Here is a 12,577-nt window from a genome sequence, read left to right on the forward strand (position 1 = left end):
CCGTCGACACCGGCTTCGCCGCCGTCCAGCGTGCCGTTGCCGTTCTCGTCCAGCCATACGGTGTCACCGATGGAGGCCGTGCCCGGATCTTCAACGCCCGCGTCGATGTTCTCGACCCGCTCGCCAATGCCCAGTGTGACCTGACCGGTTGTGCCGTCCGCTTCGGACGCGTCGCTGTCCACATCGTCGGATGCGTTGCCGTCAACGTCCTGTGTGACCAGAACCTTGCCGTCCAGATCGGCGTCATTCTCGTCGAAGTCGACGGAATAGGTGCCTGCGTCCAGACCGACGAACTCGTAAGAGCCGTCTGCGCCGGTTTCAGTGGTCGCAACCACTGCGCCGGATGCGTCCAGAAGCTGAACAGTCACACCCGCGATGCCGGGCTCACCGTCATCAAGGCTGTTGTCGTTCTCGTCGCAGAACACGCGGCCCGCCAGCGAAGCCGTGCCGGGATCTTTGATACCTGCATCGACATTGGAGGTCGTTTCGCCAGCCACAACAGTCACCGTGCCGGTGTTGCCGTTGCCTGCGCTACCCACGTTTACGACGTCGCTGTCGACCGTGTCGTCACCGCCTTGATCGGCTTCAACGAACACTTTGCCGTCCTGACCGATGTCGTTCGGGTCTTCGAAGCGGACAGAGTAGTTGCCGGCTTCCAGATCGGTGAACGCGTATTCGCCGTTGGCGTCGGTCGTGGTGGAACCTACGATTGCGCCGGTGTCGTCGAGCAGCCAAACGGTTGCGCCTTCGATACCAACTTCGCCATCGTCGATGTTGTTGCCGTTTTCGTCGCAGAAGTAGCGGCCTTCCAGAGCGCCCAGCGCAGGCGCTTCGCCCGGCTTCCAGCACAGATCGTCAACAGCGCCGGAACCGACGAGGTTGATTTGCATCTGGGACACGCCCTCGGCGGACAGATCGATCGTTTGGATCGAGTTGTTGCCAGCTGCCGGAATTGCGACGGATTTGATCAGCGAACCATCGGCCGCGTACAGGTCGATCGTGCCGCCTGCTTCTTCGATGTCGAGCAGCTTGATGTCGGACAGATCGGACGGGTTGTCGAAGTCGAAGGTGATCACACCGCCGCCTGCGTTGTCGTCCGGGTCGGAGCTGTCGCCATCTTCGGAGATGATGATGATGTTGCCCAGATCGGCAAAACCAAGATCGTGGTCACCGCCGGTCGGGTTGGAGCTGTCGAAGATCATCGCGTCGTTCGGCGAGGATGCGCCGTCGCCTGCACGTTGTGCAGAGATGGTCACGCCTTCGATCTGGTCGGAAACGATGGTGCCTTCGCTCAGCGCCTGGAAGTCTTCCTTGGTGAAGCCTTCGGGGCACGGCTGGCCACCTTCGGAGCACAGCTCGATCTTGTCGATGCGAACGAATTCGCCTGCGTTGCCAACAGCAACCAGCTTCACAACGTCGCCGGTGTTCAGCTGCAGATCGTCGATGGTGAAGTCGGAGAAGCCGCCATTGTTGGAGCCACCGCCATCGGTGTTGGTGTTCAGGTAGATCGTGTCGACATAGTTGCCGTTCACGAAGACCTTGATTTTGGAGTTACCGTCGTTCTCGTCCTGAGCTGAGATCGTCAGGTCATATGTGCCGGATTCACCGTTGAAGGTGGTCCAAAGTTTGCCTGTACCACCTGCGCAGTTCAGCTTGACCAGTTCGCCACCGGACGCCTGGGAGCCGGACACCGTGTGGTAACCGGTTTCGGACATGTCCTCTGCTTCGATCACGATGCAGGTGCCGCCCGGCGTGGTTTCGGTCACGTCTTCGACGCAAACTTTCAGAAGCTGAGTCGCTTCGCCGCCATTGCCGTCGGACACGCGCACTTTGACTTCGTACACATTGTCGCCGCCATGGTCGGCAGGGTTTTCGTAGTCAGGTGCTTCGACGAAGCTCAGCTGACCGGTATGTGCATCGATTGTGAACAGCGCACCGTCGGCACCGCCGATGATGTCATAGCTGCGCGCATCGCCGTCTGCGTCGCTGGAGTCGATGTTGAACACGTCGGTTGTGTTCTCGTCGATGCAGATTTCGCCGTCCGTGGGGATATTGTCGAATGTCGGCGCAGTGTTGACCGGCGTCTTTTCACCTGCGTCGAGGCATTTGAAATCGATCCAGTCGCTTGTGACGTTGCACTGGCTCACGACCGTCAGCTCTGTGCCTTCCGGCGGGATGCCGTAGCCGCTGTGGAATGTGAAGTAATCGTCGCCCGAGCCTTCTTGCTCGATCTCGATCAGCATGTACCAGTTGCCAGCCGAGTCCTGGACCCAGAAATAGCTTTCAGCATAGATCTGGCCGCCATTGCCCAGTTCGGTGCCGTTTGCGCCTTCGATCGATGCCTTCTGACCGGATGTATCGTCAGAGTTCTCGTTGTAGCACTTGTCGCCCGACAGGTAACGGTCGTTGTCCGAAACCGAAAAGCAGGTCGACGCGGACGCCGGCATGGTGAACGTGTCACCGCAGCCAAGGTTGTTGTCGCCCGCGCTGAGCAAGTCAGCCTCTGCGAACGCCGTGAATTCATACGTGGTGTAAGAGCTGTAGTGGTAGGTCATTTCCATATCCCCCAGTTTTAAGGCCAACGGGCCACACCAATTAAAATAATCCAGCCTTTCGACCGGACAGGTTGAAAGGTTCCAGCAAAGCCAGAGTCGCGTTCACGCTAGATTAGGTTTCCTCGGAGATTTGCAGGCACCCTCATGCCAGCAACAATCAAAGTTCAGAAATAAATTTGACCCCCACGGCAAAAAAATGCCGTCACTCCGCTTAACCCAACGCTCCCACTCTTCCAACCACTCAAACCCAGCGCCCGGCAACACTAGCCTGGACACATCACAGTCTCATTAAACGATAACAAAATTTTAGTAAATTCCCTTGATCATCCAACCTTAAAGTTCAACTGGAGGGTGTCGATCTCGGTTTACAATCGGATTGGTTGAGCGGCTTTGTTTCCAAAGCACGGCAACCTGCTGCAAGAATGCGCCACATTCTGAAAATGTGAAAACTTGAAAGAAGCCCTGCAAATCAATGCTTTTCGGTGACTTTTTCGGGCAGTCGAATCGCTGAACCGCCTTAGAACTTGTGTCAGCTTTGTGGCGAGTTTCCCCTACGGAATTCTGCGCGGGAATATCCCCCGTGAATGCGCAATTCAGCCCGAAATCTTTGGGGAAAATAAATCTTATCGCGTCAGATTTTTGTGGAATACCACTTTAAATAACTCCGTTTTTCGACCATCACGAGCATATGACAGGCACTGCACTCGTTACCGGTTCGGCCGGCTTCATCGGATACTTCACCTGCCGCGCGCTTCTGGATGCAGGATGGCGCGTCGTCGGGTTGGATGGGCTGACCGACTATTATGATGTCGCCCTGAAGGAACGGCGCCACGCGATGCTGGCCCAGTCGGAAGGGTTCACGCCTGTCGTGGGGCTGCTTGAAACCCCGGATCTGCTGGCAGATCTTTTTGCACAGGCCAAGCCGGACTTGGTGATTCACCTCGCCGCGCAGGCAGGTGTGCGCTATTCCATCGACAACCCGTCGTCTTACGTTCAGGCGAATATCGTCGGCACGGCGAATCTGTTGGAGGCTGCGCGCGCCCATCCTCCGGCGCATATGCTGCTGGCCTCCACGTCGTCGGTCTATGGCGCAAACACCGAGATGCCTTACCGCGAGACGGATAAGGTCGATACGCAGATGAGCTTCTATGCCGCCACGAAAAAGGCGACAGAGGCCTTGGCGCATTCATATGCTCATCTCTACGATCTGCCGACGACGATGTTCCGGTTCTTCACGGTCTATGGGCCATGGGGTCGCCCCGATATGGCGCATTTCAAGTTCACCCGCGCGATCCTGAATGGTGACCCGATTGACGTCTATAACAACGGCGAAATGATGCGGGACTTCACCTATATCGACGACCTGGTCGCCAGCATCCTGGCACTGGCGAAGGCCATCCCCGAGGCCGGTGCACCAGTCGAAGGCGACAGCCTGTCTCCGGTGGCGCCGTTCCGGGTTGTGAATATCGGCAATGGCGCCCCGGTAAAGCTGATGGATTACATCGCAGCGATTGAACGGGCCTGCGGAACTCCGGCGCAGAAGAACTTCCTGCCCATGCAGCCCGGCGATGTCCCTGCAACATGGGCGGATACGCAGCTTTTGACCGCCCTCACCGGTGCGCGCCCGCAGACACCCGTGGAAGTCGGCTTGAAGCACTTCGTCGACTGGTATCGCGATTATTACCAAGTCTGACGGGCATCGATGTTCTGCAAGGTGCCGAAACGTCTGCGCTTCTTCAGATCATGCGTTGGTGCGCCGCCCGACAAAAGCCCCAGCGGCCCGTATGGTTCTGAAGTGCTATCTGGTGCCGCTGAAGGGACTCGAACCCCCGACCCCATCATTACGAATGACGTGCTCTACCAGCTGAGCTACAGCGGCACCGTGGCGCGCCTATTAGCACCACGGTTGCCGACTGCAAAGAGCTATTTTTTGGGCTCTTCTGGTGCCACTTCGGTGTCTACGATTTCCGCGTCCTCGACCTCTGTCACGTCGCTTGTCGCGTCCTGAGCCATCGGTTCCTCCGCATCCTCTTCGGCGCTGTGATCTTCCAGCGCACCAACGATAAGTGGCAGCATTTGCACCCCGGTCGGAGTCGCTACCTCGGATTGCGGCGGGGATTTCCATTCCAGCGTATCGAAGCTTCCGCAGTTTTCGCAGGTCGGCGTCCATTCTGTGTGGATGTGATGGCAGTTCTCGCAGACCCATTGCGGGCCACGCGGCACCGTCAGCGCCTTGGCAAGCCAGCCTTTCACGACCGTGTCGGACGCGCCTTCACCGCGTTCGATGGCCGCCATGATGGTGACCGAACGGGCTGTCGGATCGGTTTCGACCAGATCGCCCAGCGCACGCCGCGCTTGCGGGAAGTCTTCGGCCGCGATGCACAGTTCTGCCATCAGCATCCGGGATTCCGGGTGATCGGGCAGCGCGCGTACCAGCGGCTTGAACCGTTTCAGGCGCGCTTGCGGCGTTTCTTCGGGTTCAATCTCAGCGAATGCGGCAGCGAGTTCGGGATGGGGCTGCGTGGCCCATGCCTTGGTCAACAGACGCGCGGCCGGGCGCTTTTTGCCCTGCGCGATATAGCTGCGCGCGGCCATGACGGCGGCGGGAATCAGATCGGGCGACAGCTTGTTCGCTTCGATCGCAGCTTCCTGCGCCTCGACCGTTGCGCCATCGGCGACGATGTCACGCGCCTTGCCCAGCGCCAGAACTGCGTCCCGGCGACGATAGACGTCACGCGGCAGCGCCCCGGATTTCAGCTTGGCATTCAGCGTCTCGCGCGCCCCGGTCCAATCGGCTGCATTGGCTTGCAGCTTCAACAGGATATCCTGCGTTTCGCCATGGCGCGGCTTAAGGGCGAAGGCCCGCTGCGCCAATTGCATCGCGGTATCGGTATCCCCATCCGCCAGCTTCTGTTTCATGATACCACGCACCCCGACAAAGCGAGTCGCGTCGTTCTGAACCAGCTTGCGATAGGTTTCTTCGGCCTTGCGTTTGTCACCGGCAAGCTCTGCCGCCTGTGCGGTCAGCAGGTTCGTCAATTCCGGCTTTTCCAGATAGCGCTGGGCCTTCTCTGCCTTCGCCATCGCGACACGACCCTCGCCAGAGGCGAGCGCCATCATGCCCTCGGCCAGCGCGTCATATCCGCGACGTTCACGGCTGCGGTCGAAATACCGCGACAGCGCCGTTTCATCGCCATTCAGGAATTTCCAAGTGGCAAACAGAAGCGAAACCAGTTTCAGGACCACCCAAAGGGCAAAGACCAAAACGATCAACGCGATGACCGATTGCAACGGACCAAAGGTATATTCGGTGCCCATAACGGTGATCTGCACACCGCCCGAGCTTTCAAGAAGGTAGCCTGCACCAAGCGCCAGCGCGGCGACAGCCACCATGAAGAGAATGATTTTAATTAGCGACCAAAGCATTGAACCATCCTCAATTGGAACCGAGGGCTGCGGAAACGTCCTGAGCGGCGGACATGGCAGCAGCGCGTGTATCGGCGGCGGAAATCCAGTCCGCCATTGCCGATTTAGCTGTTTCGGGAAGTGTATCTATTTCTGAAAGTGCCGTACCCAGTTGACCGGCGCGCACGGCGGCCTCTGCCCGGCTTAGAACGGCGTTGGGATCGGAGCCTTCGCGGGGTGTCACCGACCGGGCGCCAAGCTGGCGTTGCAGGAAGGAACCGAAACCGCCCCCTTCGCTTTCCGATTGTTCACTGCGGGCCGCTGACAATGCGCTGCGGGCGGCGAGCGGGAAATCGGCTTGCAGTGCCACAAGCGTCGCAACCCCGGTTTCGGCGGGGCCGCTCAATGCTGCGGGAATTTCCGCGTCGCTGGCTGCATCCAGCTCTGACAAAAGGTCGGCATAGGGCGCGCCATTGTCGAGCGCGACCATGACACTGGCCAGCGCGGCGCGGGCACGGGCCAAAGCCTCTTTGCGGGCGGCCTCTGCCTCTGTGTCCTTGGCGGTGTTCAAAAGCGCTTCGATTTCGCTCCGCTGGCTTGCGGCGGTTTCCTCGAAGGACTGCAATTCCTGCTGGACCGTCGATTTCAGGCGATCAAGCTCTGCCTCGTAGGCGGCGATGGCATCTTGCGACAGGCCTTCTGTCATCGGGCGCTTTTCCAGATCGGTCAAACGCTGCGTCAGGGTCTCAAGCTCTGTCCGCGTGGACGATACTGCGCCTTCGATACCGGACAAGTCCACCTGCGCGGGGGTATCTGGCAGCGCCTCGATCTTCGCGGTCAGTTGCGCGATCTGTTCGGCCAGCGCGTTGATCTTTTCATCCTGCGCAGCCAGTGCATCCCGCTGCTGCGCGATGACCTGTTCAAATTGTGCATCATCCTCGGCCCAACCCAAGGCTTCTTCGACGGAGTCCAACTGACCCCCGAAAAATCCCAGCGCCGTCGCAACCGCGCCGCCAAAAATCAGGGGTACGAAGACACCCTTGTCTTGTCGGTTTGCGGCTGTGTCCGAGGGTGAGTTGACGACATCTCCGTCTACGACGGTGTTTTCTTCAACCAATGCTAACCCCCTATCGAATCTTTACAGCTTGGTGGAGCCCTGACAGAGACTAGACCGGGTTATCCCCTGCCTCAACCCGGCGCAGCGTCGTTTCAAGCCTTTCCAGCATTGAACAGGCATCCGGAGACAAAGCGATTTGACGCGTCGTCGCAGGCAGATGGGCCAGTTCGGCCATGACTGCCTTGCTTATCGCCACCAAATGCGGCCGCGCGGTGGGCGGAAAGTCATTGGCGAAAATTCGGGCAGTCCGGGGGGAATACAGCGGTACAATCACCGGAAGCCGGTCACAAAGCGCTGTTTTTGCGGCTTGCGACAGCTCAAGCGGGGCTTGATCGTAGACATCGACCTCGGTTGTGGGCAGCCCGGATGCGGTCAGACGCTTTGCAACATGGCCGCGCCGATGCACGCCGCCGATATGTACAAGCGGCCCGCTGACCTGCCGTTTTTCAAGCGTGGCGACCAAGGCGTCGGCGGTATCGCCAACATATTCGGCCTGCCAGCCCGCCTGTGACGCTGCGTCGGTTGTGGCCTTGCCAACGCAATAGGCCGGGATCGCGCCGGGTTTCCCGCCGAAACTGACCCCATTCGCAGAGGTAAAGATCACTCCGGCACTGCCCGACTGATCGGGAACTTGCCCGGTCGCCGCGATCTGGAGAAGTGGCGAGACGATAATTTGCAATCGGCGGCCAAAAGTCGTCCGCAATTGATCCGCGACCTGGTTCGAGGCATCAGCAGGACGTGTCAGCAGCACGGTCGCATAGGGATCGGACATGGCCTACCGGGATTGTTTGAAGCGCTGCCCGGTGTTACCTGCGCAATGCACTCCAATCAACCAGGACGGCACATGACGCTGCCCCAGACCATTCTCGCCATTGAAAGCAGTTGCGACGATACCGCGGCGGCCGTGGTGCGCGGCGTGCCCGGCGCGCCCAAGGCACAGGTGTCGTCATCCATCGTGTTCGGCCAAACGGAACTGCATGCGGCATTCGGCGGTGTCGTGCCTGAAATCGCGGCCCGTGCCCATGCGGAAAAGGTGGACCTGGCCGTTGCTCAGGCACTGGACGCGGCGCAGACCGATTTGGACGGGATTGATGCGATTGCCGTGACGTCGGGCCCCGGTTTGATCGGCGGCGTGATTTCGGGCGTGATGTGCGCCAAGGGACTGGCCGCAGCGACGGGCAAGCCGATCTTTGGCGTGAACCACCTTGCCGGCCACGCCCTGACCCCTCGGCTGACCGACGGGGTCGCCTATCCCTATCTGATGCTGCTGGTGTCCGGCGGGCATTGCCAATTTCTGCTGGTCGAAGGGCCGACCCGCTTTCGCCGGCTTGGCGGGACGATCGACGACGCCCCGGGCGAGGCTTTTGACAAGGTCGCGCGCCTTCTTGGCCTGCCTCAGCCGGGTGGTCCAAGCGTGGAGAACGCGGCGGCTTCCGGCGATCCGCGACGGTTCGCCCTGCCCCGGCCTTTGCTCGACCGGCCGGACTGCAACATGTCCTTTTCCGGATTGAAAACCGCCGTGCTGCGCGCGCGCGACACGCTTATTGCCGATCAGGGCGGACTTTACCGACAGGATATCGCCGATCTGAGCGCGGGGTTTCAGGACGCGGTGGCGGATGTGCTAGCCAAGAAATCCGCGCGCGCTTGCGAAGAATACCTGTCCCTTGCGCCGGATACTCCGGTCTTGTGTGTGGCGGGCGGCGTTGCCGCCAATCAATCGATCCGCGCCCGGCTTGAGGACCAATCCGCGTCGCTTGGGATTGCCTTTGTCGCGCCGCCCCTCGCCCTGTGCACCGATAATGCAGCGATGATCGGCGGTGCCGCGCTGGAACAGATGTCGATGCGCCCTGCCGACGGGCTGACACTGGCGGCCCGGCCGCGCTGGCCCTTGGATGATACCGCGCCCGCCATGTTGGGAAGCGGCCGAAAAGGGGCAAAGGCATGAGCATCGTGATCGCGGGCTCTGGCGCCTTTGGCACAGCACTGGCCATCGCACTCGCCGGACCGCAACCCGTCATCCTGCTTGGCCGCGATGCAGGGCAAATGACCAAGGTCGAACAAACACGCCGCCACGAGGCACGCTTGCCCGGCGCGACCCTGCCGGACGGGATCATGGCCACCGCAAATGCAGACTGTCTTGCCGATGCCGATATCGTGCTGCTGGCAGTTCCGATGCAACAGCTTGGCGCATTTCTTGATCGCAATGCGGCGAGTTTGGCAAACAAACCCTGCGTCGCTTGTTGCAAAGGCGTCGATCTTCAAACCTTGTCCGGCCCGGTGGATATGATCGCCCAGCGCCTGCCGGGTGCCACCCCTGCTATTCTGACCGGCCCAAGCTTTGCCGCCGATATCGCGGTGGGGCTGCCAACGGCGTTGACACTAGCCTGCGCCGACACGGACGCGGCCAAACACCTGCAAGAGGCGCTGAACCGTCCGAAACTGCGGCTTTATCGCAGCGCGGACACCACGGGTGCGCAGCTTGGCGGCGCGGTGAAGAACGTGATCGCCATTGCGGCGGGCGCCTGCATTGGCGCGGAACTTGGCGAAAGCGCCCGCGCTGCGCTGGTGACCAGAGGGTTCGCAGAAATGCAGCGCCTTGCCACTGCGCTGGGCGCAGAGACGGAAACCTTGATGGGTCTTAGCGGGCTTGGCGATCTGATCCTCACATGCGGGTCGCCGCAGTCCCGCAATTTCCGGTTTGGCCTGTCCATCGGCAAGCGCGATCCGTTCGATGCCTCCATCACGGTGGAAGGCGCGGCCACTGCGCAGGCGTTGCGCAAGATCGCGGTGCAGCGCGGGCTGGACCTGCCGGTATTGGACGCGGTGAACGCCTTGGTAACCGGACAGACAGAGATCGGCGCCGTCTTGCAAAGTCTGCTGTCACGCCCACTGAAAGAAGAATGAAGGAGAAGACGATGGCGTATTGGCTGTTCAAATCCGAAACGTCCACCTGGAGCTGGGACCAGCAAAAGGCCAAGGGTGACGCGGGCGAAGAATGGGACGGCGTGCGCAACTACCAGGCCCGCAATTTCATGCGCGAGATGAAGCTGGGCGATCTTGGCTTCTTTTATCACTCGCAGAAGGATCGGGAGATCGTCGGTATCGTTGAAATCTGCGCCGAGGCGCATCCAGACAGCACGACCGATGACGACCGCTGGGAATGTGTCGACATCAAAGCGGTGAAGGACCTGGCCACTCCGGTCAGTCTGGATCAGATCAAACAAGACCCACGTCTTGCAGAGATGGTGCTGGTCAAAAACTCGCGTCTTTCGGTTCAGCCCGTGACCGAAGAGGAATGGAAGATCGTCTTGGAACTTGGCGGCACCACACTCTAGTCAGAGCGGATAATCGCCCCTAACCTTGCTGAAACAAAGCATGGGAGAGCGGAATATGGGGTTTCTAAGCGTGATCATCGCCGCGGCGGCGGGATGGGGTTTCGGCGCGATCTGGTACATGACGCTGGCAGAACCATGGATGAACGCCGCTGGCATTGAGCGGGACGAGAACGGCAAGCCCAAAGGGGAAAGCGCCCTGCCCTATATCCTTTCGGCCATTGCGATGGTGCTTGTTGCCGGGATGATGCGCCATATCTTCGCGCTGTCCGAGATCGACGGGTTTGGTATGGGACTGGTCGCAGGGCTTGGGATCGGGCTGTTCTTCATCGCGCCTTGGATCATGATCAACAACGCCTACGCCGGGCGTCCGTTCAAACTCACACTGATCGATGGTGGTTATGCGACATTCGGATGCGCAGTGATCGGCGCAGTCTTGGCATTGTTCTGAACGGGAACAGGTCTGAAAAGGAAAAAGGGTCCCGGCGGGACGACCGGAACCCTTTACTCACCCCAGCGCGTTATTACACCACCACACGCTTCGGAAGATTTTGTAGGCTCCAGCCTCCTGGCCGAATAACCTGACCTTAGAAGAAAGAGGCTCCGCGTGCAAACAAAGAGCCTCTAAAATTCTATTCGATTGAGAGGTTTAGCTGTAAACCGACTCTTTGCCGAAATGCTTTGTCAGCATGTAGTAAATCACGGCGCGGTATTTGTTGCGCTCGGACTTGCCATAGGTTTCGATCACGGAGTTGATCGCCGCCATCAGCTCTGGGCCATCTGCCAGACCCAGCTTTTTCATCAGGAAGCTGTTCTTCACTGTTTCAAGCTCATCCGGCTGGGAGCCCGCGACCGTGGACGCGTCGGCGTTATAGATGGACGGGCCGCAGCCAATCGTCACTTTTGTCAGCAGGTCCATATCCGGCTGGATGCCGCATTTGCTGATCAGGTCGTCTGCGTATTTTGCGATAAGCTCGTCACGTTTGCCCATATCGAAGTCTCCCACCGTTTTATTGGACTTGGCCGCGTTTGGCCTTGTTGCGAAGGTTACCGTCCAATCCGCCGGAGACAAAGGGAAAATTACACGGCGCTTCCCCGCAAAGCGAAGGCCCGCCGGGATGCGACGGGCCTGCTGCACTTCAATACGTATCCCAGTGGTTTCGATTTGCCGGACCAAAGGTGGTTTTAGGGCGTATCACGTACCATCCAGAAGGGCTGTCAGATCCTCAACCGACAGATCCCCAGGGCTATGTCCTTGCCGGACCAGATCGGCGCCAAGCTGCGTCAATCGCGCGTTGAGAGGTGCCTCCACGTCATGACGCCGTCCCAGATATGCGATCTCCCCGTTCAGGTAATCGGTTTCGACATGCCCGGTGCCACGCCGCAGGCTTTGCACTGTCGATCCGCCCGGCCGTGCCTCACCTGGAACTTCGGCGACTTTCAGAATTGCGTCACGTCGCGGATCGGCAGCCCCTACATCGACCCAACTGATACCGGCTGCTTGCAGGACGGTTTCCGCCTCGCTCCGGACACGCTGTCGAAGCGGCGCGGTATCGACGCCCGGTCCGACGCTGGCCTCGATGATATTTCCAAGGTTCATCAACAGCTTGCCGTATTTGCTCTGCATGACGTCCTCCATCGGAAAGCCCGCAAATCCGGCTGCATCCAATGCCGCTGCCAAACTGCGGTCGGCATCGTCCGCGCCATGCGGGTAGCGTCCGATATCGAACAGCCCAAACCGGGGCTGCGCCCGGACCGAAACCTGCCCCGGTTTCAGATAGCTACAAGGCATCATCACTGTAACGCCGTGCACATTCGGGAACCGGCGCAACGCCGTCGGCTCATTCGCGACGCCGTTCTGAAAACAAAAGATATGCTGATCGCGCACGCCGGCTGCGCGCAAGTCTTCCAAGGCAGCGACCGTGTCCTGAGACTTCATCGTCAGAAGGATCAGGTCGTCCGCCTCAAAAGTGATTTCAGACGGGTGCGCGACACAGTCGAAGCGCGCTGAGAACGTCTCTTGCGGGGTGCGGACGGTCAGGCCGTCTGCCCGGATCGCCTCAAGCTGGGCGCCGCGTGCAATGCCGACAACCTGCTGCCCAGAACGCGAAAGCGCGGCGGCGAGAACCCCGCCAACCGCGCCAACACCGTGGATAATGATCCGCATC

Annotated in this window: 11 protein-coding genes and 1 tRNA gene; 5 read left to right on the forward strand and 7 right to left on the reverse strand. The window is 59.9% G+C overall.

What is annotated here, in order from left to right; all coding sequences use genetic code 11:
* A partial coding sequence (locus E4Z66_RS16645) for an SdrD B-like domain-containing protein (RefSeq protein ID WP_211097179.1) occupies window positions 1-2,555 on the reverse strand: 2,555 nt, incomplete at its 3' end.
* Window positions 2,556-3,243: 688 nt separating this feature from the next.
* Here E4Z66_RS16645 and E4Z66_RS16650 point away from each other — a divergent pair.
* Window positions 3,244-4,248 (forward strand): NAD-dependent epimerase/dehydratase family protein, encoded by a 1,005-nt coding sequence (locus E4Z66_RS16650; RefSeq protein ID WP_136464197.1) that lies wholly within the window; start codon window positions 3,244-3,246, stop codon window positions 4,246-4,248.
* Between the two features lie 110 nt (window positions 4,249-4,358).
* Here the strand turns inward: E4Z66_RS16650 and E4Z66_RS16655 are convergent.
* The 4 genes from E4Z66_RS16655 to E4Z66_RS16670 form a co-directional block, all read right to left on the reverse strand.
* Window positions 4,359-4,434, reverse strand: a tRNA-Thr gene (locus E4Z66_RS16655).
* 44 nt (window positions 4,435-4,478) lie between these two features.
* Entirely contained in the window at window positions 4,479-5,981 is a 1,503-nt protein-coding gene (locus E4Z66_RS16660; RefSeq protein ID WP_136464198.1) for a heme biosynthesis protein HemY, read from the reverse strand.
* A 10-nt stretch (window positions 5,982-5,991) separates the two neighbouring features.
* Complete coding sequence (locus E4Z66_RS16665) at window positions 5,992-7,077, reverse strand: COG4223 family protein (RefSeq protein ID WP_136464199.1); 1,086 nt, start codon at window positions 7,075-7,077, stop codon at window positions 5,992-5,994.
* Window positions 7,078-7,126: 49 nt separating this feature from the next.
* Entirely contained in the window at window positions 7,127-7,849 is a 723-nt protein-coding gene (locus E4Z66_RS16670) for a uroporphyrinogen-III synthase (RefSeq protein WP_136464200.1), read from the reverse strand.
* Between the two features lie 72 nt (window positions 7,850-7,921).
* On the opposite strand from E4Z66_RS16670, the gene tsaD reads away from it, so the two are divergent.
* The 4 genes from tsaD to E4Z66_RS16690 are packed head-to-tail and all read left to right on the forward strand — an operon-like array spanning window position 7,922 to window position 10,860.
* Window positions 7,922-9,022 carry a tRNA (adenosine(37)-N6)-threonylcarbamoyltransferase complex transferase subunit TsaD gene (gene tsaD, locus E4Z66_RS16675; RefSeq protein ID WP_136464201.1) on the forward strand — a complete coding sequence of 367 codons (1,101 nt, stop codon included), beginning with the start codon at window positions 7,922-7,924 and terminating at the stop codon, window positions 9,020-9,022.
* Complete coding sequence (locus tag E4Z66_RS16680; RefSeq protein WP_136464202.1) at window positions 9,019-9,981, forward strand: NAD(P)H-dependent glycerol-3-phosphate dehydrogenase; 963 nt, start codon at window positions 9,019-9,021, stop codon at window positions 9,979-9,981. The genes tsaD and E4Z66_RS16680 overlap by 4 nt, the downstream gene beginning before the upstream one ends.
* A gap of 11 nt (window positions 9,982-9,992) precedes the next feature.
* Entirely contained in the window at window positions 9,993-10,412 is a 420-nt protein-coding gene (locus E4Z66_RS16685; RefSeq protein ID WP_136464457.1) for an EVE domain-containing protein, read from the forward strand.
* A 55-nt stretch (window positions 10,413-10,467) separates the two neighbouring features.
* Window positions 10,468-10,860 carry a DUF1761 domain-containing protein gene (locus tag E4Z66_RS16690; protein WP_136464203.1) on the forward strand — a complete coding sequence of 131 codons (393 nt, stop codon included), beginning with the start codon at window positions 10,468-10,470 and terminating at the stop codon, window positions 10,858-10,860.
* Window positions 10,861-11,058: 198 nt separating this feature from the next.
* On the opposite strand, the gene E4Z66_RS16695 is transcribed toward E4Z66_RS16690, so the two are convergent.
* Window positions 11,059-11,400, reverse strand: a complete 342-nt coding sequence (locus E4Z66_RS16695) for a DUF2853 family protein (protein ID WP_136464204.1) — start codon at window positions 11,398-11,400, stop codon at window positions 11,059-11,061.
* 204 nt (window positions 11,401-11,604) lie between these two features.
* Window positions 11,605-12,576 carry a ketopantoate reductase family protein gene (locus E4Z66_RS16700; RefSeq protein WP_136464205.1) on the reverse strand — a complete coding sequence of 324 codons (972 nt, stop codon included), beginning with the start codon at window positions 12,574-12,576 and terminating at the stop codon, window positions 11,605-11,607.
* Window position 12,577: the final 1 nt, after the last annotated feature.

Source organism: Aliishimia ponticola, assembly GCF_004803475.1.
GTDB classification, from domain to species: Bacteria; Pseudomonadota; Alphaproteobacteria; order Rhodobacterales; family Rhodobacteraceae; genus Aliishimia; species Aliishimia ponticola.

What these genes read in the sequence shown, in the direction of transcription:
- E4Z66_RS16650 (WP_136464197.1), top strand. Translation starts at nt 3,244, where the DNA reads ATGACAGGCACTGCACTCGTTACCGGTTCGGCCGGCTTCATCGGATAC.
- E4Z66_RS16660 (WP_136464198.1), bottom strand. Translation starts at nt 5,981, where the DNA reads ATGCTTTGGTCGCTAATTAAAATCATTCTCTTCATGGTGGCTGTCGCC.
- E4Z66_RS16670 (WP_136464200.1), bottom strand. Translation starts at nt 7,849, where the DNA reads ATGTCCGATCCCTATGCGACCGTGCTGCTGACACGTCCTGCTGATGCC.
- tsaD (WP_136464201.1), top strand. Translation starts at nt 7,922, where the DNA reads ATGACGCTGCCCCAGACCATTCTCGCCATTGAAAGCAGTTGCGACGAT.
- E4Z66_RS16680 (WP_136464202.1), top strand. Translation starts at nt 9,019, where the DNA reads ATGAGCATCGTGATCGCGGGCTCTGGCGCCTTTGGCACAGCACTGGCC.
- E4Z66_RS16685 (WP_136464457.1), top strand. Translation starts at nt 9,993, where the DNA reads ATGGCGTATTGGCTGTTCAAATCCGAAACGTCCACCTGGAGCTGGGAC.
- E4Z66_RS16690 (WP_136464203.1), top strand. Translation starts at nt 10,468, where the DNA reads ATGGGGTTTCTAAGCGTGATCATCGCCGCGGCGGCGGGATGGGGTTTC.
- E4Z66_RS16695 (WP_136464204.1), bottom strand. Translation starts at nt 11,400, where the DNA reads ATGGGCAAACGTGACGAGCTTATCGCAAAATACGCAGACGACCTGATC.
- E4Z66_RS16700 (WP_136464205.1), bottom strand. Translation starts at nt 12,576, where the DNA reads ATGCGGATCATTATCCACGGTGTTGGCGCGGTTGGCGGGGTTCTCGCC.